17 protein-coding genes are annotated in these 24,233 nt (G+C 71.5%); 8 read left to right on the top strand and 9 right to left on the bottom strand.

Features of this window, described 5'->3' with window-relative positions; all coding sequences use genetic code 11:
- The first annotated feature begins 74 nt into the window (after positions 1 to 74).
- Positions 75 to 3,185 carry an NPCBM/NEW2 domain-containing protein gene (locus ACIP5O_RS27995; protein ID WP_401297907.1) on the top strand — a complete coding sequence of 1,037 codons (3,111 nt, stop codon included), beginning with the start codon at positions 75 to 77 and terminating at the stop codon, positions 3,183 to 3,185.
- Between the two features lie 65 nt (positions 3,186 to 3,250).
- Here the strand turns inward: ACIP5O_RS27995 and ACIP5O_RS28000 are convergent, their stop codons facing one another.
- The 6 genes from ACIP5O_RS28000 to ACIP5O_RS28025 all read right to left on the bottom strand — a co-directional run bounded on the left by ACIP5O_RS28000 (position 3,251) and on the right by ACIP5O_RS28025 (position 10,698).
- Positions 3,251 to 4,402, bottom strand: coding sequence for a PAC2 family protein (locus ACIP5O_RS28000; protein ID WP_401297910.1), 1,152 nt, complete (start codon positions 4,400 to 4,402; stop codon positions 3,251 to 3,253).
- 141 nt (positions 4,403 to 4,543) lie between these two features.
- Positions 4,544 to 5,605: an LLM class flavin-dependent oxidoreductase gene (locus ACIP5O_RS28005; RefSeq protein ID WP_401297913.1), complete on the bottom strand. Its 1,062-nt coding sequence runs from the start codon at positions 5,603 to 5,605 to the stop codon at positions 4,544 to 4,546.
- A gap of 100 nt (positions 5,606 to 5,705) precedes the next feature.
- On the bottom strand, positions 5,706 to 7,310 hold the full coding sequence (locus ACIP5O_RS28010) for an FAD-dependent oxidoreductase (protein ID WP_401297916.1): 1,605 nt from the start codon (positions 7,308 to 7,310) through the stop codon (positions 5,706 to 5,708).
- A 27-nt stretch (positions 7,311 to 7,337) separates the two neighbouring features.
- Positions 7,338 to 8,873, bottom strand: a complete 1,536-nt coding sequence (gene glpK / locus ACIP5O_RS28015) for a glycerol kinase GlpK (RefSeq protein ID WP_401297919.1) — start codon at positions 8,871 to 8,873, stop codon at positions 7,338 to 7,340.
- Between the two features lie 35 nt (positions 8,874 to 8,908).
- On the bottom strand, positions 8,909 to 9,667 hold the full coding sequence (locus ACIP5O_RS28020; RefSeq protein ID WP_401297922.1) for an MIP/aquaporin family protein: 759 nt from the start codon (positions 9,665 to 9,667) through the stop codon (positions 8,909 to 8,911).
- A 266-nt stretch (positions 9,668 to 9,933) separates the two neighbouring features.
- Positions 9,934 to 10,698, bottom strand: coding sequence for an IclR family transcriptional regulator (locus tag ACIP5O_RS28025; RefSeq protein ID WP_356546237.1), 765 nt, complete (start codon positions 10,696 to 10,698; stop codon positions 9,934 to 9,936).
- Between the two features lie 243 nt (positions 10,699 to 10,941).
- On the opposite strand from ACIP5O_RS28025, the gene metH reads away from it, so the two are divergent.
- From metH to ACIP5O_RS28045, 4 genes are all read left to right on the top strand, one after another.
- Positions 10,942 to 14,487 (top strand): methionine synthase, encoded by a 3,546-nt coding sequence (gene metH / locus ACIP5O_RS28030; protein ID WP_401297925.1) that lies wholly within the window; start codon positions 10,942 to 10,944, stop codon positions 14,485 to 14,487.
- Between the two features lie 148 nt (positions 14,488 to 14,635).
- A complete protein-coding gene (locus ACIP5O_RS28035) occupies positions 14,636 to 15,334 on the top strand; it encodes an HAD family hydrolase (RefSeq protein ID WP_401297928.1) in 699 nt (232 codons plus the stop codon).
- Positions 15,335 to 15,777: 443 nt separating this feature from the next.
- Positions 15,778 to 17,367: an ABC transporter substrate-binding protein gene (locus ACIP5O_RS28040; protein ID WP_401297931.1), complete on the top strand. Its 1,590-nt coding sequence runs from the start codon at positions 15,778 to 15,780 to the stop codon at positions 17,365 to 17,367.
- 64 nt (positions 17,368 to 17,431) lie between these two features.
- Positions 17,432 to 19,015, top strand: a complete 1,584-nt coding sequence (locus tag ACIP5O_RS28045; protein WP_401297934.1) for an ABC transporter substrate-binding protein — start codon at positions 17,432 to 17,434, stop codon at positions 19,013 to 19,015.
- A 75-nt stretch (positions 19,016 to 19,090) separates the two neighbouring features.
- On the opposite strand, the gene ACIP5O_RS28050 is transcribed toward ACIP5O_RS28045, so the two are convergent.
- On the bottom strand, positions 19,091 to 19,765 hold the full coding sequence (locus ACIP5O_RS28050) for a response regulator transcription factor (protein WP_356546247.1): 675 nt from the start codon (positions 19,763 to 19,765) through the stop codon (positions 19,091 to 19,093).
- 71 nt (positions 19,766 to 19,836) lie between these two features.
- Entirely contained in the window at positions 19,837 to 20,739 is a 903-nt protein-coding gene (locus tag ACIP5O_RS28055; protein ID WP_356546249.1) for a PD-(D/E)XK nuclease family protein, read from the bottom strand.
- A 181-nt stretch (positions 20,740 to 20,920) separates the two neighbouring features.
- On the opposite strand from ACIP5O_RS28055, the gene ACIP5O_RS28060 reads away from it, so the two are divergent.
- The 3 genes from ACIP5O_RS28060 to ACIP5O_RS28070 all read left to right on the top strand — a co-directional run bounded on the left by ACIP5O_RS28060 (position 20,921) and on the right by ACIP5O_RS28070 (position 23,726).
- Positions 20,921 to 22,054, top strand: coding sequence for a site-2 protease family protein (locus tag ACIP5O_RS28060; RefSeq protein WP_356546289.1), 1,134 nt, complete (start codon positions 20,921 to 20,923; stop codon positions 22,052 to 22,054).
- 18 nt (positions 22,055 to 22,072) lie between these two features.
- Positions 22,073 to 22,960: a tRNA (adenine-N1)-methyltransferase gene (locus tag ACIP5O_RS28065; protein WP_015032448.1), complete on the top strand. Its 888-nt coding sequence runs from the start codon at positions 22,073 to 22,075 to the stop codon at positions 22,958 to 22,960.
- Positions 22,961 to 23,147: 187 nt separating this feature from the next.
- Positions 23,148 to 23,726, top strand: coding sequence for a hypothetical protein (locus tag ACIP5O_RS28070; protein ID WP_401297938.1), 579 nt, complete (start codon positions 23,148 to 23,150; stop codon positions 23,724 to 23,726).
- Positions 23,727 to 23,730: 4 nt separating this feature from the next.
- Here ACIP5O_RS28070 and ACIP5O_RS28075 read toward each other — a convergent pair whose 3' ends face one another.
- Positions 23,731 to 24,042, bottom strand: a complete 312-nt coding sequence (locus ACIP5O_RS28075; RefSeq protein ID WP_401297941.1) for a ferredoxin — start codon at positions 24,040 to 24,042, stop codon at positions 23,731 to 23,733.
- Positions 24,043 to 24,233: the final 191 nt, after the last annotated feature.

Here is a 24,233-nt window from a genome sequence, read left to right on the forward strand (position 1 = left end):
GACTTCCGCGCGAAGTCCGGGGGCGGTTCCCTTTTGCCCTGTCGCGATGCTCGATTCTGCGCTAAAGAAGCTCCATGCAATCATCAATGCGCATGAGAGCTACGGTCGCCGGTGCACTGCTCGGGCTGCTCGCCGCCTTCGCGGGCCCCGGCTCCACCGCCACGGCCGCCCCCACGGAGAAGGCCGCCCCCACCGAGAAGACGGACAGCGCCGAGAAGGCCGACAGCGCCGACACCACCGTCGGCGACGTGACCGGGTTCGCCGCCGACGGAGCCGTCTACCGGCTGACCGCCGGTCAGGCCCGGGCCCGCGTCAGCTTCGTCACCGCCGACACCTTCCGCATCGAACTCGCCCCCGACGGCACGTTCACCGACCCCACCGGCACCGACATCACCCTGCCCCAGGGCCCGCCCCCGGCCACCCGCTGGCGCGACCGCGGCGACCGGTACGAACTGAGCAGCGACCGGGTCACCCTGCGCGCCTACAAGTCCCCGCTCCGCTTCGCCGCCGTGCGCGCCGACGGCACCCCGCTCTGGTCCGAGACCCGCGGCCTCACCTGGAACCAGGACCGCACCGTCCAGACCCTCGCCCGCGGCGCCACGGAGCAGTTCTACGGCGCCGGCATGCAGAACGGCCGCGGCAACACCTCCCACCGCGACAAGACCGTGGAGGTGGGCGTCGACTACAACTGGAACGACGGCGGCCACCCCAACTCCGTCCCGTTCTACCTCTCCTCCACCGGCTACGGCGTCTACCGCAACACCTACGCCCCCAACACCTACGCCTTCACCGCGCCCGTCACCACGAGCGCGAAGGAACGGCGCTTCGACGCCTACTACTTCGCCGGCACCGGCCGCGACGCCGCCAAGGACGTCATCGGCCAGTACACCCGGCTCACCGGAAAACCGTTCCTGCCGCCCGTCTACGGCCTGGAGATCGGCGACGCCGACTGCTACCTGCACAACGCCAACCGCGGCGAGCGCCACACCCTCGACGCCCTGAAGGTCGCCGACGGCTACGTCGAGAACGACATGCCCAACGGCTGGATGCTCGTCAACGACGGCTACGGCTGCGGCTACGAGAACCTCGCGGAGACCGCCACCGGGCTCCAGGAGCGCGACATGCAGCTCGGCCTGTGGACCGAGGACGGCATCGACCGGCTCGGCGAGCAGGTCAGGGCCGGCCAGCGGGTCGCCAAGCTCGACGTCGCCTGGGTCGGCGAGGGCTACAAGTTCGCCCTCGACGGCTGCAAGGACGCCCACGCCGGCATCGAGGCCCACAGCGACGCCCGCGGCTTCACCTGGGCCCCCGAGAGCTGGGCCGGCGCCCAGCGCTGCGGCGTGCAGTGGTCCGGCGACCAGTCCGGCAGCTGGGAGTACGTCCGCTGGCAGATCCCGACCTACGCGGGCGCGTCCATGTCCGGACTCGCCTACACCACCGGCGACGTCGACGGCATCTTCGGCGGCAGCGCCAAGACGTACACCCGCGACCTCCAGTGGAAGACCTTCCTGCCCGTCACCATGACCATGGACGGCTGGGCCGCCAGCGACAAGCAGCCCTTCCGCCACGGCGAGCCCTACACCTCGGTCAACCGCGCCTCCCTCAAGCTCCACGAGGCCCTGCTCCCGTACGTCTACAGCCACGCCCACCGGGCCACGAAGACCGGCGTCGGCCTCGCCCGGCCGCTCGCCCTGGAGTACCCGGACGACCCGAAGGCCGCCACGGAGGCCGCGAAGTACGAGTTCCTCAGCGGCGAGGACTTCCTCGTCGCCCCCGTGTACCAGGACGCGGTGGAACGCGACGGCATCTACCTGCCGAAGGGCACCTGGATCGACTACTGGAGCGGACGCACCTACGAGGGCCCCGTCACCGTCGACGACTACAGCGCCCCGCTCGACACCCTGCCCCTCTTCGTCCGGGCCGGGGCGACCGTCCCCCTGTGGCCCGGCGGCATCCGCTCGTACAAGGACCGCGCCCCCGGCGACCCGATCGCCTGGGACGTCTACCCCAAGGGCAGCTCCTCCTTCGAGCTGTACGAGGACGACGGCGTCACCCGCGAGCACCGCACCGGCCGGTACGCCACCCAGCTCGCCGAGGTCCGCGCCCCGGACGCCGGCCCCGGCGACGTCTCCGTGCGCATCGGCCCCAGCAGGGGCACGTACACCGGCAAGCCGGCCGCCCGGCCGTACGCCTTCACCGTCCACACCGGCGACGCGCCCGGCGCCGTGCGGCTCGACGGGCGCGACCTGCCCGCCCTCGCCTCCCGCGCCGCCTTCGACGCCGCCGCGCAGGGCTGGTGGTACGACCGCGACGAGCGCGGGGGAGTGGTCCGGGTCAAGACGACCGCCCGGCGCACCGACCGCGGCTTCGAGGTGCTCCTGAAGGACACCAGCGCGGTCGGCGGCGCGGTCCGCGGCGCCTCCGCCACCGTCGCCGCGCCCACCGGGCAGGAGCTCGGCGCCGGCGCGCCCGGCACCGTCGCCGTGGACGTCACCGCGGGCAGCGGGGACGCCACCGACGTACGGGTCTCCGTGACCGCCCCGGACGGGTGGCGGGTCGCCCCGGCCGCCCCGATCGCCCGCGTCCCGGCCGGAACCACCCGCCGGGTCGAGGTCGCCGTCACCCCGGCGGCGGACGCGAAGCCCGGCGAGGCCACCCTCACGGCGACGGTCCGCCACCGCGCGGCCGGCACCGACCGCACCGCGCTCCAGCGGTTCGCGGTCGGCGTGATGCCCCCGCCGCCGGCCGGCGACGCCTGGGCGAGCGACCTGGTGTGGCTGCGCTCCACCAACGGCTGGGGGCCGCCCGAGCGCGACCGCTCCAACGGCGAGTCCGGCGCCGCCGACGGCCGGCCGCCGACCCTGGCCGGAAAGACCTACGAGAAGGGGATCGGCGCCCACGCCGACTCCGACGTCGAGGTCTACCTCGGCGGCCGCTGCACCGCCCTCACGGCCGACGTCGGCATCGACGACGAGATCGACGGCTACGGCGAGGTGGCCTTCTCCGTCGAGGCGGACGGCAGGGTCCTGTGGACCTCGCCCCCGCTGACCGGCGCCTCCGCGACCCTGCCCGTGGACGTCGACGTGACCGGGGCCCGGCACGTACGGCTGAGGATCACGGACACCAACGGGTCGAAGAGCGGCGACCACGGGGACTGGGCGGCGGCCCGTTTCACCTGCGCCTGACCCACGACGTGCGGGAGGGGCGCCCGTCCCCGGACGCCCCTCCCGCACCGTCTCTCCACCGCCCGCTACTTCCCGGGGCCGCGCTCCGGGTCCTCGGGCTCCTCACCGGGCGGGTTCCCGTCGGCGGGGCCCTCACCGGTCGGCCCCCCACCGGCGGAGTCCTCCTCCGGAGCCTCCCCGGAAGTCTCCTCGGCGCCCGACTCCGGGACCGGCTCCGACTCCGGGACCGGCTCCGATCCCGGGACCGATTCCGACCCCGGTACCGACTCCGGCCCCGGCTGTTCCGGCTTCGGCGGGCGGGTGCGGCCGCTGCCGGGGTCCAGCAGGAACGGGGAGTCCCCGCCCTCCGTCGCCACCCCGGGGCCGGGCCCCGTGCCCGGCTCGCGCCGCCGCAGGTACCGCTCGAACTCGCGGGCGATCGCCTCGCCGGACGCCTCCGGGAGCTCCGCGGTGTCCCGCGCCTCCTCCAGGGTCTGCACGTACTCGGCGACCTCGCTGTCCTCGGCGGCCAGCTGGTCCACGCCGAGCTGCCAGGCCCGCGCGTCCTCGGGCAGCTCGCCCAGCGGGATGCGCAGCCCGATCAGGTCCTCCAGGCGGTTGAGCAGCGCCAGCGTCGCCTTCGGGTTCGGCGGCTGCGACACGTAGTGCGGCACCGCCGCCCACAGGCTCACCGCCGGCACGCCCGCGTGCGTGCACGCCTCCTGGAGGATGCCCACGATGCCCGTCGGGCCCTCGTACCGGGTCTCCTCCAGGTCCATCGTGCGCGCCAGGTCCGGATCGGAGGTCACCCCGCTGACCGGGACCGGCCGGGTGTGCGGGGTGTCGCCGAGCAGCGCTCCCAGGATCACCACCATCTCCACGCCCAGCTCGTGCGCGAAGCCGAGCAGCTCGTTGCAGAAGGAGCGCCAGCGCATCGAGGGTTCGATCCCGCGCACGAGCACCAGGTCGCGGGGCTTGTCACCGCCCACCCGGACCACGGAGAGCCTGGTCGTCGGCCAGGTGATCTTCCGTACGCCGTTGTCCAGGAAGACCGTGGGCCGGTTCACCTGGAAGTCGTAGTAGTCCTCGGCGTCGAGCGCCGCGAAGACCTCGCCCTTCCACTCCCGGTCCAGATGGCCGACCGCGGTGGAGGCGGCGTCCCCGGCGTCGTTCCAGCCCTCGAACGCGGCCACCATGACCGGGTCGATCAGCTCGGGCACCCCCTCGAGCTCGATCACCCAGCGCCTCCTTCTCGAAGTTCCTGTCGTACGGACCAACCTTACGGCTTTCCGGCGGTCCGTCCGCAGCCCCCGGACATCCCCGAAAACCCGTGCGGCCTTGATCGACTACCCAGGAACTCGCCCCCGCACACGACGGCGTCACTCCTCCCAGAGGGTGCTGGGCGCCTCCCTCCGGACCACCGGCGCGATCTCCTCGGCGAAGCGCTGGAGCGTCTCGGTCTGCTCGGCCGTCGACTGCCCGAAGGCGTCGACCGTGACGGACTGGAGGTCGTGCCCGTAGTGCTCGTGGTGGCCGAGGATCTTGTCGATGATCTGCTGCGGCGAGCCGATCAACTGGGGGCCGTCCGCGACGGCGTCCTCGATCGTGCGGAACGGGGTGTTGTAGCCGGCCTTCCCCGCCAGGTGCGGCCGGAAGCTCTGCCGGACCTTCGCCTCGTACAGGTCCTTGTAGCGGGCGACCGCCTGCTCGGGGGTGTCGGCGATGAGCAGGCCGCCGGAACCGGCCGCCACGCGCGCGTGGGCCGGGTCGTGCCCGTACTCCTCGAACTTCTCGCGGTAGTGGGCGATGAGCCGCGCGTACGCCTCGCGGGGCTGGATCGCGTTGGCGGTGAAGAGCGGATCGCCGTGCTTCGCCGCCAGTTCGGGGGAGTTGAGGCTGGTGGCCGAGCCGTGCCAGACCCGGGGCGGACCGGCGTACGGGCGCGGCACCGTGGTCACGTTCTTCAGGGCGGGCCGGAACTCGCCCTCCCAGTCGACGCCCTCCTCCGTCCAGAGCCGGCGGAGCAGCTCGTACTTCTCCTTCTGGAGGTCCCACTGCCGCTCCTCGTCCAGGCCGAAGAGGTCGAAGTGGCCGGCCTCCGCGCCCTTGCCGACGACGAGTTCGATCCGGCCCCGGGAGAGCTGGTCGAGCGTGGCGTAGTCCTCGGCGACCCGGACCGGGTCGAGGATCGCGACCACGGTCACGCCGGTGAGGAGCCGGATCCGGGTGGTGCGGGCGGCGAGCGCGGCGAGCAGCACGGTCGGGGCCGAGGAGAGGAACGGGCCCGCGTGCCGCTCGCCGACCGCGTACGCGTCGAAGCCCAGCCGCTCGGCGGTCTCGCCGAGCGTGACGACCTGCTCCAACCGGTCCGCGGCGGACAGGAGTTCGCCGGTGAGCGGGTGCGGGGAGTGGTGGACGATCGTGAGCACTTGAAACTTCATGCTTCAACTCTGCGCGCGGAGTGTTGCGGGCGTGTGGACGGGGTGTGGCACGCCGAAGGGGCGGTCCCTCGGAGAGGAACCGCCCCTGGAAGCAGGAGAGTTACTTGCCCAGCATCGACTCGACCCCGGCGCGGACCTCGTCCGTCGCCAGGCCGCGGATGGTCAGCGTCGTGCGCCGGCGCAGCACGTCGTCGGCGGTCTCGGCCCACTCGTGGTCACGGGCGTAGGCGACCTGCGCCCAGATCTCCGGCGCGTCCGGGTGGACGCGCCGGGCCAGTTCCGGGTTCTCGTTCGCCATGCGGGCGATCTCGAAGGAGAGCGAGCCGTAGTGCGTCGCCAGGTGCTTGGCGGTGTCGGCGGCCATGCGCGGGCCGGGCGCCGGACCGTCGACGAGCAGCCGGTGGGCGATCGCGTTCGGATTGGCTATGCCGGGCAGCGGCAGCCGCTTCGGCAGCGCGGACACCGGCTCGTAATCCTCACCGAGCGGGTGACCGGGCAGCTGCTCCAGCTTCTTCATGACCGTGCGGCCGATGTGGCGGAAGGTCGTCCACTTGCCGCCGGCCACCGACAGCATCCCGCCGCGGCCCTCGGTCACGACCGTCTCGCGCTTGGCCTTGGAGGTGTCGCCGGGGCCGCCGGGGAGCACCCGCAGACCGGCGAAGGCGTACGTGATCAGGTCGCGCGACAGCTGCTGGTCGCGGATGGAGAAGGCGGCCTCGTCCAGGATCTGGGCGGTGTCCTTCTCGGTGACCCCGACCTGGCCGGGGTCGCCCTCGTACTCCTCGTCGGTGGTGCCGAGCAGCAGCATGTCCTCCCAGGGGAGGGCGAAGGTGATGCGGTACTTGTCGATCGGGGTGGCGAGCGCGGCCTTCCACGGCGAGGTCCGCTTGAGGACCAGGTGCGCGCCCTTGGAGAGGCGGATGGAGGGGGCCGCGTTCGGGTCCTCCATCTTCCGCAGGTGGTCGACCCACGGGCCGGTCGCGTTGAGGACCAGGCGGGCGTCCACGCCGAACTCGTCGCCGCTGGTGCGGTCCTTCAGCTCGGCGCCGGTGACCCGGCCGCGGGTGAAGCGCAGACCGGTGACCTCGGCGTGGTTGAGGACGGTGGCACCGGCGTCGACCGCGGCGCGGACCGTCATCAGGGCCATCCGGGCGTCGTTCATCTGGTCGTCGCCGTAGACGGCCACGGCCTTCAGGTTGTCCGTCCGCAGCTCCGGCACGTCCTGCGCGGCCTTGGCGGGGGAGAGCAGGTGGCCGACGCCGTCGCCGAACGCCGAGAGGGCGGAGTACGCGAAGACGCCGGCGCCCAGCTTGGCCGCGCCGTGCGGGCCGCCCTTGTAGACGGGCAGGTAGAAGGTGAGCGGGTTGGCGAGGTGCGGGGCCACCTGGCGGGAGACCGCGCGCCGCTCGAAGTGGTTCTCCGCCACCAGCTTCACCGCGCCGGTCTGCAGGTAGCGCAGGCCCCCGTGGAGCAGCTTCGAGGAGGCGGAGGAGGTGGCGCCGGCGAAGTCGCCGGCGTCCACCAGGGCCACCCGCAGGCCCGACTGCGCGGCGTGCCAGGCGGTGGAGATGCCCAGGATGCCGCCGCCGATCACCAGGAGGTCGTACGTCGCCTTGGAGAGCTGCTCCCGGGTCTCGGCGCGGCTCGGCAGGGAACCGGCGGCCGGGCGCGTCCCCAGGGCGGGGACGCTCTGCAGGGTGGTCATGTCGCTCACTCCTCTTACTGCTCGCTCTTACTGCTCGTCGGATTCGTCTTCGAGCCAGCCCATGGAGCGCTCGACGGCCTTCAGCCAGCTCTTGTACTCGCGGTCGCGCTTGTCGGCGTCCATGCGGGGGGTCCATTCGGCGGCTCGGCGCCAGTTGGCGCGCAGCGCGTCGGTGTCGGGCCAGAAGCCGACGGCCAGGCCGGCGGCGTAGGCGGCGCCGAGGCAGGTGGTCTCGGCGACCATGGGGCGCACGACGGGCGCGTCCACGAAGTCCGAGAGGGTCTGCATCAGCAGGTTGTTGGAGGTCATGCCGCCGTCGACCTTGAGCGCGGTCAGCTCGACGCCGGAGTCCTTCGTCATGGCGTCGGCGATCTCGCGGGTCTGCCAGGCGGTGGCCTCCAGGACGGCGCGGGCGATGTGCGCCTTGGTGACGTACCGGGTGAGGCCGGCGATGACACCGCGCGCGTCGGAGCGCCAGTAGGGGGCGAACAGACCGGAGAAGGCCGGGACGAAGTAGGCGCCGCCGTTGTCCTCGACCGAGGAGGCGAGGGTCTCGATCTCGGCGGCGGACTTGATCAGGCCCATCTGGTCGCGCATCCACTGCACCAGGGAGCCGGTGACGGCGATCGAGCCCTCCAGGGCGTAGACCGGCTTCTCGTCGCCGATCCGGTAGCCGACCGTGGTCAGCAGGCCGCTGTAGGAGTTGATCACCTTGTCGCCGGTGTTCATCAGCATGAAGGTGCCGGTGCCGTACGTGGACTTGGCCTCGCCCTCGGCGAAACACGTCTGGCCGAACAGGGCGGCCTGCTGGTCGCCGAGCGCGGAGGCGACCGGGACGCCGTCGAGGACGCCGCCCTTGACCGTGCCGTACACCTCGGCGGAGGAGCGGATCTCCGGCAGCACGGCGGCCGGGACGCCCATGGAGTGCAGGATGCGCTCGTCCCACGCCATCTCGTGGAGGTTCATCAGCATGGTGCGCGAGGCGTTGGTGACGTCGGTGACGTGCACGCCGCCGTCCACGCCGCCGGTCAGGTTCCAGATGACCCAGGAGTCCATGGTGCCGAAGAGGATGTCGCCGCGCTCGGCGCGCTCGCGCAGGCCCTCGACGTGGTCGAGCAGCCAGCGGACCTTGGGGCCGGAGAAGTACGAGGCGAGGGGGAGGCCGGTCTCGCGGCGGAAGCGGTCCTGGCCGACGTTGCGGCCGAGCTCCCGGCAGAGGGTGTCGGTGCGGGTGTCCTGCCAGACGAGGGCGTTGTGGACGGGCTCGCCGGTGTTCTTGTCCCACAGCAGCGTGGTCTCGCGCTGGTTGGTGATGCCGATGGCCTTGACGTCGGCGGCGGTGATCTCCGCCTTCTCCAGGGCGCCGGCGACGACCTCCTGGACGTTGGTCCAGATCTCGGCGGCGTCGTGCTCCACCCAGCCCGGCTTCGGGAAGATCTGCTCGTGCTCCTTCTGGTCGACGGAGACGATCCGGCCGTCCTTGTCGAAGACGATGCAGCGGGAGGAGGTGGTGCCCTGGTCGATGGCGGCGATGAAGGGGCCGGAGGTGTGGGCGTCGGTCACGGTGTGCTCCAAGGGAGGTCTGGAAGAAGGACGGCTCAGGCGAACGCGATGGTGTAGATACCCGCGGCGAGGGCGCCGCCGATCAGCGGACCCACGACCGGGATCCAGGCGTAGCCCCAGTCGGAGCCGCCCTTGTTCGGCAGCGGCAGCAGGGCGTGCACGATGCGCGGACCGAGGTCGCGGGCCGGGTTGATGGCGTAACCGGTCGGACCGCCGAGCGAGAGGCCGATGGAGACCACGACGAAGGCGGTGATCAGGGCGCCCAGGGTGCCGAGGCCCTTGCCGCTGTCGTTGAGGCCCTGGGTGAGCACGGCGAGCACGAGCACGACGGTGCCGATGACCTCGGTGGCCAGGTTCTGCCAGGTGTTGCGGATCTCGGGACCCGTGGAGAAGATCCCGAGCACCGGGCCGGGGCCCTCGATCGGCTTCTCGCCGATGGTCTCCGGGTCCGTGAGGTGGGCCCGGAACTGGCCGTAGTAGGCCACCCAGACCAGCGCCGCGCCGATCATCGCGCCGAGCATCTGGCCGGCGAAGTAGACGGGCACGTCGCCCCAGGCCCCGTCCTTGATCGCGATGCCGACCGTGACGGCGGGGTTCAGGTGGGCGCCCGAGAGGGAAGCCGTCATGTAGACGGCCGTCATGACGGCGAAGCCCCACCCGAAGGTGATCGCGAGCCAGCCCGCGCCGCGGGCCTTGGAGTTCTTGAGCGTGACGGCGGCGCACACGCCACCGCCGAGCAGGATGAGTACGGCGGTACCGATGGTCTCGCCGAGGAAGATGTCGGAGCTGGACACCCGCGACTCCTTTGTCCTTCGTCCAGGGGAAGGCGGACCACGGGTCCCTCCGATGGTCCGCACCCTCGTGTTGAGGGCGTTGCCGGCCCTTGGCACTGCCACACTCTAGCGCGTATTGCCGGTAGGTGTTCGGCAATGCCGACCGATGAACGGAAGTTTTGCCCTCGGGTTAACAGCGCGTCAAGGGTCTGGGAAGTGAAAAACCCGCCGATGACGGGATCGTTACCGGCGGGTCGGAAAGGGGTGCGGGGGAGCCCCGGGAGGCCTCAGAAGCGGCCGGCCCCCAGGTCCCGGGAGACCGCGCGGGCGCAGTCCCGCACCGCCGCCACCAGCTCCGGCCGCAGCTCGCCGTCCGGGCGGATCCGCTCCACCGCGCCCGTCACCGCCACCGCGCCCACCGGCATCCGCCGCCGGTCGTGGATCGGCGCCGCCACCGACGCCACGCCCTCCCAGGTCTCCTCCACGTCCGCCGCCCAGCCCCGGGCCCGCACCGTGTCCAGCAGCGTCTCGAAGTCCCCGAGCGCCGTCGTCGTCCGGGGCGTGAACGCCTCCCGCTCGACCTCCAGGACCTCGCTGTGCGCCACCGGGTCGTACGCCGAGAGGACCTTGCCCAGGGCCGTGGAGTGCAGTGGCTGCATGGCCCCCACCTCCAGGACCTGACGGCTGTCGTCCGGCCGGAAGACGTGGTGCACGATCAGCACGCCCCGCTGGTGCAGGACCCCCAGGTGCACGCTCTCGCCGCTGGACCGGGCCAGGTCGTCCGTCCAGACGAGGGCCCGGGCCCGCAGCTCGTGCACGTCCAGGTAGCTGTTCCCGAGCCGCAGCAGCTCCGCGCCCAGCTGGTAGCGGCCCGAGGCCGCCTCCTGCTCCACGAACCCCTCCGCCTGGAGGGTGCGCAGGATCCCGTGGGCCGTCCCCTTGGCGAGCCCGAGCGACGACGCGATGTCGGACAGGCCGAGCCGGCGCTCGCCGCCCGCGAGCAGTCGCAGCATGGCCGCCGCTCTTTCAAGCGACTGGATGTTCTTAGCCATCGCCCGGCCCCTATCCCTTTCACGCTGTTCGACAATGCTGAACACTATCGGTCGATGCCGACCTTGCGTCACATCCCACAGTGTCGGTCAAGGAGGGGCAGGACCGGGAGTCCCCGGACACAGGATGCCGTCCGGCCCGTGGGACGCCGTGTCCACCCCGGCTCGAGCGCGGTTAGGCTGGCTCCGTGCACCCTCCACCGAGCGTGCAAAGCCGACAGCCGTCGCATCCCAGGGAGATCGCCCATGGCCTCGTTGCCGTCCCCTTCCGCCTCCGCCTCCGGAGGGAGCGCCCCCGCCCCCGGTGACGCCCGGAGCCGCGCCGCCGCCCTCCGCGAGGCACTCGCGACCCGCGTGGTGGTCGCCGACGGAGCCATGGGAACCATGCTCCAGGCCCAGGACCCCACCCTCGAGGACTTCCAGAACCTCGAAGGCTGCAACGAGATCCTCAACGTCACCCGGCCCGACATCGTCCGTTCGGTCCATCAGGAGTACTTCTCCGCCGGCGTCGACTGCGTCGAGACCAACACCTTCGGCGCCAACCACGCCGCCCTGGGCGAGTACGACATCCCCGAGCGCGTCCACGAGCTGTCCGAGGCGGGTGCCCGGATCGCCCGCGAGGTGGCCGACGAGTTCACCGCCTCCACCGGCCGCCAGCGCTGGGTCCTCGGCTCGATCGGCCCCGGCACCAAGCTGCCGACCCTGGGCCACGCCCCGTACACCCTCCTGCGCGACGCCTACCAGCGGAACGCCGAGGGCCTCCTCGCCGGCGGCGCCGACGCGCTGCTCGTGGAGACCACCCAGGACCTCCTGCAGACCAAGGCCTCCGTGATCGGCGCCCGCCGCGCCCTGGACGCCCTGGGCGCCGACGTGCCCCTGATCGTGTCCGTCACCGTCGAGACGACCGGCACCATGCTGCTCGGCTCCGAGATCGGCGCGGCCCTGACGGCCCTGGAGCCGCTCGGCATCGACATGATCGGCCTGAACTGCGCCACCGGCCCGGCCGAGATGAGCGAGCACCTGCGCTACCTCGCCCGCCACTCCCGCATCCCGCTCTCCTGCATGCCGAACGCCGGCCTGCCGGTGCTGACCTCGGACGGCGCCCACTACCCGCTGTCGCCGGCCGAGCTGGCCGACGCGCAGGAGACCTTCGTCCGCGACTACGGCCTCTCCCTGATCGGCGGCTGCTGCGGTACGACCCCGGAGCACCTGCGCCAGGTCGTCGAGCGGGTCCGGGACCTGACCCCCGCCGTCCGCGAGCCGCGTCCGGAGCCGGGCGCCGCCTCCCTCTACCAGACGGTGCCGTTCCGCCAGGACACCTCGTACATGGCGATCGGCGAGCGCACCAACGCCAACGGTTCGAAGAAGTTCCGCGAGGCCATGCTGGAGGCCCGCTGGGACGACTGCGTCGAGATGGCCCGCGACCAGATCCGCGAGGGCGCGCACATGCTCGACCTCTGTGTGGACTACGTCGGCCGCGACGGCGTGGCGGACATGGAGGAGCTGGCGGGACGGTTCGCCACCGCCTCCACCCTCCCGATCGTCCTGGACTCCACCGAGGTCGAGGTCATCCGGGCCGGTCTGGAGAAGCTCGGCGGCCGGGCCGTCATCAACTCGGTGAACTACGAGGACGGCGACGGGCCCGAGTCCCGCTTCGCCAAGGTCACCCGGCTGGCCCAGGAGCACGGCGCCGCCCTCATCGCCCTGACCATCGACGAGGAGGGCCAGGCCCGCACCGTCGAGCACAAGGTCGCCATCGCCGAGCGCCTGATCGAGGACCTGACCGGCAACTGGGGCATCCAGGAGTCGGACATCCTCATCGACACCCTGACCTTCACCATCTGCACCGGTCAGGAGGAGTCCCGCAAGGACGGCATCGCCACCATCGAGGCGATCCGCGAGCTCAAGCGCCGCCACCCCGACGTGCAGACCACCCTGGGCCTGTCGAACATCTCCTTCGGCCTCAACCCGGCCGCCCGCATCCTGCTCAACTCCGTCTTCCTCGACGAGTGCGTGAAGGCGGGCCTGGACTCGGCGATCGTGCACGCCTCCAAGATCCTGCCGATCGCCCGCTTCGACGACGAGCAGGTCACCACCGCGCTCGACCTGATCTACGACCGGCGCGCCGAGGGCTACGACCCGCTGCAGAAGCTGATGGCCCTCTTCGAGGGCGCCACCACCAAGTCCCTCAAGGCCGGCAAGGCCGAGGAGCTGGCCGCGCTGCCGCTGGAGGAGCGCCTGAAGCGGCGGATCATCGACGGCGAGAAGAACGGCCTGGAGGCCGACCTCGACGAGGCCCTGACCACCACCCCGGCCCTGGACATCGTCAACAACATCCTCCTGGACGGCATGAAGGTGGTCGGCGAGCTGTTCGGCTCGGGCCAGATGCAGCTGCCGTTCGTGCTCCAGTCCGCCGAGGTCATGAAGACCGCGGTGGCCCATCTGGAGCCGCACATGGAGAAGTCCGACGCCGAGGGCAAGGGCACCATCGTCCTGGCCACCGTGCGCGGCGACGTCCACGACATCGGCAAGAACCTCGTGGACATCATCCTGTCCAACAACGGCTACAACGTCGTCAACATCGGCATCAAGCAGCCGGTCTCGGCGATCCTGGAGGCCGCCGAGGAGCACAACGCCGACGTGATCGGCATGTCCGGTCTCCTGGTGAAGTCCACCGTGATCATGAAGGAGAACCTGGAGGAGCTCAACCAGCGCGAGCTGGCCGCCAGGTACCCCGTGATCCTGGGCGGCGCCGCCCTGACCCGCGCCTACGTCGAGCAGGACCTCCACGAGATCTACCAGGGCGAGGTCCGCTACGCCCGCGACGCCTTCGAGGGCCTGCGCCTGATGGACGCCCTCATCGCCGTCAAGCGCGGCGTCCCCGGAGCCGCGCTTCCCGAGCTCAAGCAGCGCCGGGTGCCCAAGCGGGACGCGGCCGCGCTCCAGGTCGAGGAGCCGGAGCCCGGCGGCCGTTCCGACGTCGCCGTCGACAACCCGGTGCCCACCCCGCCGTTCTGGGGCACCCGCGTCGTCAAGGGCATCCCGCTGAAGGACTACGCCTCCTGGCTCGACGAGGGCGCCCTCTTCAAGGGCCAGTGGGGCCTCAAGCAGAACCGGGCCGGCGACGGACCGGCGTACGAGGAGCTGGTGGAGACCGAGGGCCGGCCCCGGCTGCGCGGCTGGCTGGAGCGCCTGCACACCGAGAACCTCCTCGAAGCGGCCGTCGTGCACGGCTACTTCCCCTGCGTCTCCAAGGGCGACGACCTGATCGTCCTGGACGAGGACGGCAACGAGCGGACCCGCTTCTCCTTCCCGCGCCAGCGCCGCGGCCGCCGCCTCTGCCTCGCGGACTTCTTCCGCCCGGAGGAGTCCGGCGAGACCGACGTCGTCGGCCTCCAGGTCGTCACCGTCGGCTCGAAGATCGGCGAGGCCACGGCCAAGCTCTTCGAGTCCGACTCCTACCGCGACTACCTGGAGCTCCACGGCCTCTCCGTCCAGCTCGCCGAGGCCCTCGCCGAGTACTGGCACGCCCGCGTCCGCGCCGAGCTGGGCTTCGCCGGCGAGGACCCGGCCGACGTCGAGGACATGTTCGCGCTCAAGTACCGCGGCGCCCGCTTCTCCCTCGGCTACGGCGCCTGCCCCGACCTGGAGGACCGCGCGAAGATCGCGGACCTGCTGCGGCCGGAGCGGATCGGCGTCCACCTCTCGGAGGAGTTCCAGCTCCACCCCGAGCAGTCCACCGACGCCATCGTCATCCACCACCCGGAGGCGAAGTACTTCAACGCACGGTGACCGCGTGTTGACCGCGAGTCGATCGGCGGCGTGTTAAAGGGACGCGTTTCCGCCGACCGGGACGTACACTTGTCCGTCCAGCAGGCCGGTCCTCCTCCCGCACGGCGAGGAGGACCGGCCTTCTCGTCCCTTCATGGAGGTGTGCCGGATGACCAGTACGGTTCCCGCGTCCCTGTTCCGTACGAACGGCAGCTCCGCCCTCCAGGCGGTCTTCCTCGACATGGACGGGACCCTCGTCGACACGGAGGGCTTCTGGTGGGACGCGGAGGTCGAGGTCTTCGCCGACCTCGGGCACCGGCTCGACGAGGCCTGGCGGGACGTGGTGGTCGGCGGGCCGATGACCCGCAGCGCCGGCTACCTCATCGAGTCCACCGGCGCCGACATCACCCTCCCGGAGCTGACCGTCCTCCTCAACGACAAGTTCGAGCAGCGCATCGAGCGGGGCGTCCCGCTCATGCCCGGCGCCGAGCGGCTCCTCTCCGAGCTGGCCCGGCACTCCATCCCCACCGCCCTGGTCTCCGCCTCGCACCGCCGGATCATCGACCGGGTCCTCGCCTCGCTCGGCCGCGACCGCTTCTCCCTCACCGTCGCCGGGGACGAGGTCGTACGGACCAAGCCGCACCCCGAGCCGTACCTCGCGGCCGCCGAGGGGGTGGGGGCCGACCCCACGCTCTGCGCCGTCATCGAGGACACGGCGACCGGCGTCGCGGCGGCCGAGGCGGCGGGCTGCCGGGTCGTCGCCGTGCCCTCCGTCGCCCCGATCGCGCCCTCCCCGGGCCGGGTCGTCGTGCGCTCCCTCGAAGAGGTCGACGTGCCCTTTCTCCGCACATTGATCACGGGAATCTGAGCCTTCACCGAGCTTTCCCGCGGGAAAACGATCAGGCCATTTGCCGAAAAGGCCTCCGCGTGACCTTGGTCACTCAGAGTGCCGGACGGCAGGTGGCCTCTCTCCGTTCATCGCCCGGAATGCACGCTTTTCGGCGCCCCCATGTGCCCCGATTCGCTCGTGCCCGTCCGCATCGTCCGACGCATGACTATCGAACCGCACGCATTCATGATCACTGTGCGATTACCCCGGCCCCCGGCGGTGGTCCGGCAATAGGGGTACGGCCCACTAATCTTTCGCGAGTACTTCGCCGCATAACCGCGTGCACCGGCGCACACCCAAGTCGCCGTGAACACAGGACCGATCGCAACACCCGGCCCGATCGCTCCCGCCCCGACCGGGCGGCAGGCGGCGGAGTGTCACTGACCGCTGTAACCCAGTGCCGGATGAGGAGATCGTCCCCGATGAACCGCAAGACCCTGGTGCTCCCGGCCGTGGCCGGTCTGCTCGCCCCCCTGCTCGCCGCCTGCGGCGGCTCCGAGGGCGACCGGGCCATCGTGGTCGGCACCACGGACCAGTTCGTTGCGACCGAGGACGCCCCCGCTCCGCTCGACCCGGCCTACGCCTACGACACCGGCGCCTGGAACATCCTGCGACAGACCGTCCAGACCCTGCTGCACGTGCCCCGGGAAGGCGGCGAGCCCGTCCCCGAGGCGGCCGAGAGCTGCGGCTTCTCCGACAAGGCCAGCGAGAGCTACCGCTGCACGCTCCGCTCCGGCCTCACCTTCGCCGACGGCACCCCCGTCACCGCCGAGGACGTCAAGTACTCCATCGAGCGCGTCCTGAAGATCAAGTCGGACAACGGAACGGCCGCCCTCCTCGCGAACATCGACACCGTCGAGACCCAGGGCGCCGACGGGATCGTCTTCCACCTCAAGACCCCCGACGCCACCTTCCCGTACAAGCTCTCCACCCCGGTCGCCGGCATCCTCAGCAAGGACAAGTACGCCGCCGGCGAGCTCCGCGACGGCTTCGACGTCGACGGCTCGGGCCCGTACACCGTGAAGGTCGAGCGCGAGGGCGACAAGGCCGGCCGCTTCGTCTTCACCAAGAACCCGAAGTACAAGGGCGACATCACCCCGCGCAACGACAAGGTCGAGCTGCGCCCCTTCGCCGACTCGACCGCCATGGGCAAGGCCCTGGAGAGCGCCGACATCGACATGATGGCCCGCTCCCTGTCGCAGAAGCAGATCAAGGACCTCACCGAGAAGCCCAAGGACGGCATCCAGATGGTCGAGGTCCCCGGCCTGGAGATCCGCTACCTCGGCTTCAACACCAAGGCCCCCTCCGTCGAGCAGAAGGCCGTGCGCCAGGCGATGGCCGCCGTCGTCGACCGGGGCGCCCTGATCAACCTGGTCTACGGCCCCACCGCCCAGCCGCTCTACTCGCTGATCCCCTCCAGCATCACCGGCCACGCCACCCCCTTCTTCGACGCGTACGGCGAGCCCGACCGCGACCGGGCCGCCCAGATCCTCCGGAAGGCGGGCATCAAGACCCCCGTCAAGGTGACCCTGAACTACACCACCGACCACTACGGCGCCGAGACCGCCCAGGAGTTCGAGGCGCTCGGCAAGCAGCTCACCGCCAGCGAGCTCTTCGACGTCACCGTCAGGGGCGCCGAGTGGTCCACCTTCCGCACCGCCCAGAAGCGCGGCGACTACGCCGTCTACGGTCTCGGCTGGTTCCCGGACTACCCGGACCCGGACAACTACATCGCGCCCTTCCTGGACAGCGACAACTTCCTCAACACGCCGTACGTGAACAAGGTCGTCCGCGACCAGCTCATCCCGCGCTCGCGCCGCCAGGCCGACCGCACCGCCGCGGCCCCCGTCTACGCGCAGATCCAGAAGATCGTCGCCGAGGACGTCCCCGTCCTGCCCCTGTGGCAGGGCAAGCAGTACGTTGCCGCCCGCAACGACCTCAGCGGAGTCGAGTACGCGCTCAACACCTCCTCCGACCTGCTGCTCTGGGAACTGGGTCGCGGCACCGCCTGACCCCTTCGTTGTCCCGGCCGCGCGCCCGCGCGGCCGGTCTGGCAAGAGATCAAGAGGCACGACTGTGAAGGCACACAACAAGTGGCTGACGGCCCCGCTCGCCGCCGGCCTGTCCGCCGCCCTCCTCAGCGGCTGCGGCACCGAACAGGGCGGCGGCTCCGGCGGCTCCGGTGACGGCATACGCGTCGGCATGTCCGACGAGATCCTCGCCACCGACCCGGCGGCCGGCTACGACCCCGGCTCCTGGCTGCTGTTCAACAACGTCTTCCAGTCCCTCCTGGCCTTCCCCAAGGGCGGTCTCGAACCCGAGCCCGAGGCCGCCGACGAGTGCGCCTTCTCCGCCGGCAGCAAGGTCTACACCTGCACCCTGCGGGACGGCCTCACCTTCTCCAACGGCAACAAGCTCACCTCGGAGGACGTCAAGTTCTCCTTCGAACGGGCCATCAAGATCGCCGACCCGAACGGTCCGGCGCCCCTGCTCGCCGGCATCGACACCATCGACACCCCCGACGAGAAGACCGTCGTCTTCCGCCTCAAGGTCCCCGACGCCACCTTCCCCAACAAGATCGCCTCCGGCGCCGGCTCCATCGTCGACCACCGGGACTACCCCGCCGACGCGCTGCGCACCGACGGGAAGGCCACCGGCTCCGGCCCCTACAAGCTGGACTCCCTCAGCGAGACCGAGGCCACCTTCTCCGCCAACTCCTCCTACCGCGGCACCGCCAAGCGCAAGAGCGACGCGGTCACCCTCAAGCTCTACAAGGGCGACCGCTCCGCCCTCGCCAAGGCCCTCGCCGACGACCAGATCGACGTGGCCTACCGAGGCCTCTCCGCCGGCGACATCGCCGCCCTCGAGACCTCCGACACCACCGACGACCGGGGCATCGAGGTCGTCCAGGGCAGCAGCGCCGAGGTCCAGCACCTCGTCTTCAACACGAAGGACCCGGTCGTCGGCAAGCTCGGCGTCCGGAAGGCCATCGCCCACCTCGTCGACCGCGAGGCCCTCGTCGAGGACGTCTACAAGTCGACGGCCACCCCGCTCTACTCGATCGTCCCGGCCGGCATCAACGGCCACAACACCGCCTTCTACGACGCCTACGGCGCCCCCGACGCGGCCAAGGCGAAGAAGGCCCTGCGCGCGGCCGGCATCACCGACAAGGTGAAGCTCACCCTCTGGTCCACCCCCAGCCGCTACGGCCCGGCCACCGACCAGGAGCTCAAGGCCATCGCCGGCCAGCTCAACGCCAGCGGCCTCTTCGAGGCCGACGTCAAGTCCGTCGCCTTCGAGCAGTACGAGAAGGACGTCGCGGCCGGCAAGTACGGCGTCTACGTCAAGGGCTGGGTCCCCGACTACCCCGACGCCGACAACTTCACCGCGCCCTTCTTCGGCGAGGGCAACGTCCTCGGCAACCACTACGAGAACACCGAGATCACCGGCCGCCTCCTCCCGAAGACGGCCGCCGCGGCCGACCGCGCCGGCACCGCCGACGAGTACGGCAAGCTCCAGGACATCGTCGCCGAGGAACTGCCCCTGCTGCCGCTCTGGCAGGGCAAGCAGTACGCCGTCTCCCGCACGGGCGTCACCGGCCTCGAATGGACCCTCGACGCCTCGACCGTCTTCCGCTTCTGGGAGCTCCGCAAGAGCTGACGCGGGACCGTCCTCCCCCATGACGAGAGGGCCCGGCGCGGGATGAGCCGGGCCCTCTCGTCGTCCTCCGCGCCGCTACTGGTTGCCGCCGGGCCGCACCAGACCGCTCTCGTACGCGTACACCGCCGCCTGCACCCGGTCCCGCAGCCGCAGCTTCGTCAGCACGTGGCCCACGTGCGTCTTCACCGTCGTCTCGCTGACGAACAGGTCCGCCGCGATCTCCGCGTTCGACAGGCCCCGGGCCACCAGCTTCAGCACCTCCACCTCGCGGTCGGTCAGGGTGCTCAGCGTGTCCGGCACCTGCTCCTCGCCCGTCGGCAGGTGCGCCGAGTACTTGTCGAGCAGCCGGCGCGTGATCGACGGCGCCAGCATCGCCTCGCCCGCGGCCACCACCCGGATCGCCTGCACCAGCTCGTTCGCCGGGGCGTCCTTCAGGAGGAAGCCGCTCGCACCGGCCCGCAGCGCCTCCACCACGTACTCGTCCAGGTCGAAGGTGGTCAGGACAAGGACCTTCGCCGGACCGTCCCGGCCCGGACCGGTGATCTGCCGGGTCGCCTCCACCCCGTCCATCCGCGGCATCCGGATGTCCATGAGCACCACGTCCGGCTGGAGGGCGCGCACCTGCTCCTGCGCCTGGAGGCCGTCCCCGGCCTCGCCCACCACCGCGATGTCCTGCTCCGCCTCCAGAATCATCCGGAAGCCGGTGCGCAGCAGCGGCTGATCGTCGACCAGGAGGACGCGGATCGTCACGGGGGCTCCTTCACGGGGCGGGACGCACGGGGTTCACGGACCGGGCCGGTCCCCGAGGTACGGGCGGGCCCCTACGGTGCGGGCGGGGCCGGGTCCATTCTGCCCTGCCCGGATTCGCCCGACTCCGGCGGCCGCACCGGAACGACCTCCAGCGGATAGACCGGGGGAGTACCGCCGAACTCCGGACAGACCGCCCGGTGGTCGCACCAGCCGCACAGCTTGGTCGGCCGCGGCCGCCAGTCGCCCGTCTCCGTCGCCAGCCGGATCGCCTCCCACAGCGCGAGCAGCTTCCGCTCCACCCGCAGCAGGTCCGCCTCCACCGGGTCGTACGTCAGCACCTCCCCGCTGCCCAGGTACACCAGCTGGAGCCGCCTCGGGAGCACGCCCCTCAGCCGCCGCACCACGAGCGCGTAGAAGGTCATCTGGAACAGCGCGCCGTCCCGGTACTCCGGCCGGGGCGCCTTGCCCGTCTTGTAGTCGACGATCCGCACGTCGCCCGAGGGCGCCACGTCGATCCGGTCGATCACCCCGCGCAGCCGCAGTCCCGAATCCAGCTCCGTCTCCACGAACAGCTCGCGCTCGGCCGGCTCCAGGCGCGTCGGGTCCTCCAGCGTGAACCACCGCTCGACCAGCCCCTCCGCCTCGCCCAGCCAGCCCGCAAGGCGCTCCCCGTCCGGATCCTCCGCGAACAGCTCGCCCAGCTCCGGCTTGGACGCCAGGAGCCGCTCCCACTGCCCCGGCACCATCGCCTTCGCCCGCGGCGCCGTCCGCTCCGCCGCCGGATCGTCGAAGAGCCGCTCGAGCACGGCGTGCACCAGCGTGCCCCGGGTCGCCGCCGGACTCGGCTTCTCCGGAAGCCGGTCGATCACCCGGAACCGGTACAGCAGCGGACACTGCATGAAATCGCTCGCCCGCGAGGGCGACAACGACATGGGCGGCCTCGGCTCCGCCGGCACCCGCTCGCTCGTACTCATGACCCCGACCCTACGACCCGCCACCGACAACCGGCCGCATACCATCGACCCGGGACCCCGTCGCACTGCATGATCGAACCGTGACGCACCGACGCGGGTCACACCGGCGCGACGAAAGGAACCCGTGAACCAGGACGAGCCCAAGCCGCAGCGGACCGAGGAGCCCGGCGGAGGCATCCTCATGGGCCGACCCTTCGGCGTGCCCGTCTACGTCGCCCCCAGCTGGTTCCTGGTCGCCGCCCTCATCACCTGGGTCTTCGGCGACCAGATCGAACGCGTCCTGCCCGACCTCGGCGCCGCCCGCTACCTGGTCTCCCTCTTCTTCGCGGTCGCCTTCTACGCCTCCGTGCTCGTCCACGAGCTGGCCCACACGATCGCCGCGCTCCGCTTCAAGCTGCCCGTGCGCCGCATCCAGCTCCAGTTCTTCGGCGGCGTCTCCGAGATCGAGAAGGAGAGCGAGACCCCCGGCCGCGAGTTCGTCCTCGCCTTCGTCGGCCCCCTCCTCTCCCTCGTCCTCGCCGGCCTGTTCTACCTCTCCCTGTACGCCGTCGAGCCCGGCACCGTCCCCGGCGTCCTCCTCGCCGGCCTGATGATCTCCAACCTGATCGTCGCCGTCTTCAACCTGCTCCCCGGCCTCCCGCTCGACGGCGGCCGGATGCTCCGCGCCGTCGTCTGGAAGATCACCGGCAAGCCCATGAGCGGCACCGTCGCCGCCGCCTGGGTCGGCCGAGCCCTCGCCGTCCTCGTCCTCGTCGGCCTGCCCCTGCTGACCCGCACCGGGTTCCTCGGCAACTCCACCGAGGACATCGGCGGCTTCGAGACCGTCACCGACGCCCTGCTCGCCGCGATCCTCGCCGCCATCATCTGGACCGGCGCCGGCAACAGCCTCCGCATGGCCCGGCTGCGCGAGCACCTGCCCGAGCTCCGGGCCCGCTCCCTCACCCGGCGCGCCATCCCCGTGGAGCCCGTCACCCCGCTCTCCGAGGCCCTCCGCCGGGCCAACGAGTCGGGCGCCCGCGCCCTCGTCGTCGTCGACGCCACCGGCGAGCCCACCGGCATCGTCCGCGAGGCCGCCATCGCCGCCGTGCCCCAGCACCGGCGCCCCTGGGTCGCCGTCAGCACCCTCTCCCAGGACCTCGCCGACGGCATGCGGGTCCCGGCCGAGCTCACCGGGCAGCCCCTCCTCGACCACCTCCGTGCCAGCCCGGCCACCGAGTACCTGGTCGTCGAGGAGACCGGCGAGATCTACGGCGTCCTCTCCACCGCGGACGTCGAGCGGGCCTTCGTCAGGGCCATGGCACGACCGGGTTCCTGACCCCGGTACTCTGGTCACATGTCCGAACCGACCGGTGCCGCCCGCCGACGCGGGCCCTTCAAGGTCGGGGACCAGGTTCAGCTGACCGACCCCAAGGGCCGTCACTACACGTTCACGCTCGAAGAGGGAAAGAACTTCCACACCCACAAGGGTTCTTTCCCGCACGACGAACTGATCGGCGCCCCCGAGGGCAGCGTTGTCCGCACCACCGGAAACGTCGCCTACCTCGCGCTGCGCCCCCTGCTCCCCGACTACGTCCTGTCCATGCCCCGCGGCGCCGCCGTGGTCTACCCCAAGGACGCGGGGCAGATCCTGGCCTTCGCCGACATCTTCCCCGGCGCGCGCGTCGTGGAGGCCGGGGTGGGCTCGGGATCACTGAGCAGCTTCCTCCTGCGCGCCATCGGAGACAGCGGCATGCTGCACTCCTACGAGCGCCGCGAGGACTTCGCCGAGATCGCGAAGGGCAACGTCGAGCGCTACTTCGGCGGCCCCCACCCCGCGTGGCAGCTGACCGTCGGCGACCTCCAGGACAACCTGTCCGACACCGACGTCGACCGCGTCATCCTGGACATGCTGGCCCCCTGGGAGTGCCTGGAGGCCGTCTCCAAGGCCCTCGTCCCCGGTGGCATCCTCTGCTGCTACGTGGCGACCACCACCCAGCTCGCCCGCACCGTGGAGTCCATCCGCGAGTTCGGCTGCTACGCCGAGCCGCAGCCCTGGGAGTCCATGATCCGCAACTGGCACGTGGAGGGCCTCGCCGTCCGCCCCGACCACCGCATGATCGGCCACACCGGCTTCCTCGTCACCGCCCGCCGGCTCGCGGACGGGGTAGAGCCCCCGATGCGCCGCCGCCGTCCCGCCAAGGGCGCCTACGGCGAGGACTACGAGGGCCCCAACAAGGGCTGACGCCCCGACACCCGCGGCACGCCGCCGCCGAGTTCCCGCCCCCGGGAGGAACTCGGCGGCGGCGTCCTCGTGTTCGAGACCTCCGGAAGACGGCCGCCCGCCGTTCACCCCGCGTGTTCCGTCCCCCTGTGACGTGTGGCACGATGCCGGAAACCCTCGCCGCACCACCCCACAGGAGACGTCTCGCGTGCAGCTCCCCGCCGCCCCGGACCTCACCGACCTCGCGCACACCCACGCCGGGCCGATGCACTGGCTGGCCACCGCCACCGCGACCGCCGCGGTCGTCGCCCTCGCGGGACTGTTCCAGCCCGGCCCCGCCGGAACCACCGCCACGGCGGCCCCCGCCCCGCGCCCGGCACCCGCTCCCGAGGCCGCGGCGGCCTCCTACCCCCTGGAGTGCGCGGGAGGCCCCCACACGGTCGCCAAGCGGGTCTCCGGGGACCTGGACGGCGACGGGAACCCCGAGACCGTTGCGGTCGTGCACTGCGAAGCCGGCTCCGGCACCCCGCCGAGCGGCGTCTACGTCCTCACCCGCGGCCGGGGGACGGGCGCACCCGCGCGCGTGGTGGCCACCCTCGTCGCGCCGGACCAGCACCGGAGCGTCACCGAGCTCGCCGTACGCGACGGGGCGGTGGTCGCCACCCTGCTCGGCTACTCGTCCCTCGACGTGCCCCGCTGCTGCCCGGACGAGAAGGAGCAGGTCAGCTGGCGCTGGCGGGCCGGCGCCTTCGTCCGCGCCGGCCGGGACGAGGCGCGGAGCGCCTGACCCGTCACTCCGCGTCGGGGCCGTACACCTCGACCTTGTCCGCGACCCGGCGCACGTGGATGCAGTCGCCCGGGCACTCCTTCGCGGAGTCCACCACGTCCCGGAGCAGCGGGAGCGGCACCGGCGTGGTGGCGCCCGTGTCCTGGAGGAGCTCGTCGTCGGCGCTCTTCACATAAGCGAGCCCGTCGATGTCCAGTTCGAAGACCTCGGGAGCGTACTGCGCGCAGATCCCGTCCCCGGTGCACAGGTCCTGGTCGATCCAGACCTCCAGGGCCTCGTCGGCGCCCGTCGCCGGGGCCTCGTTCTGCACGGTCATATCTCCTGCCGTTTCTGCTTCGCGCGTTAAGTCGGGCCACCCTTGGCGGGTGTTGGCCAATGACGACGATACAACCGCCCGCTTTCAGATGGTGAAGGGTGGGTATTCCCCTGGCGAGAGGGGAAGCGCAAGGGTGAAGATCGGACACACCCCGGAGTCTTTTTGATCTAGGGGTTTCAATCGCCACCCAC

The sequence above is a fragment of the Streptomyces sp. NPDC088915 genome (assembly GCF_044749825.1).
Lineage (GTDB): Bacteria > Actinomycetota > Actinomycetes > Streptomycetales > Streptomycetaceae > Streptomyces.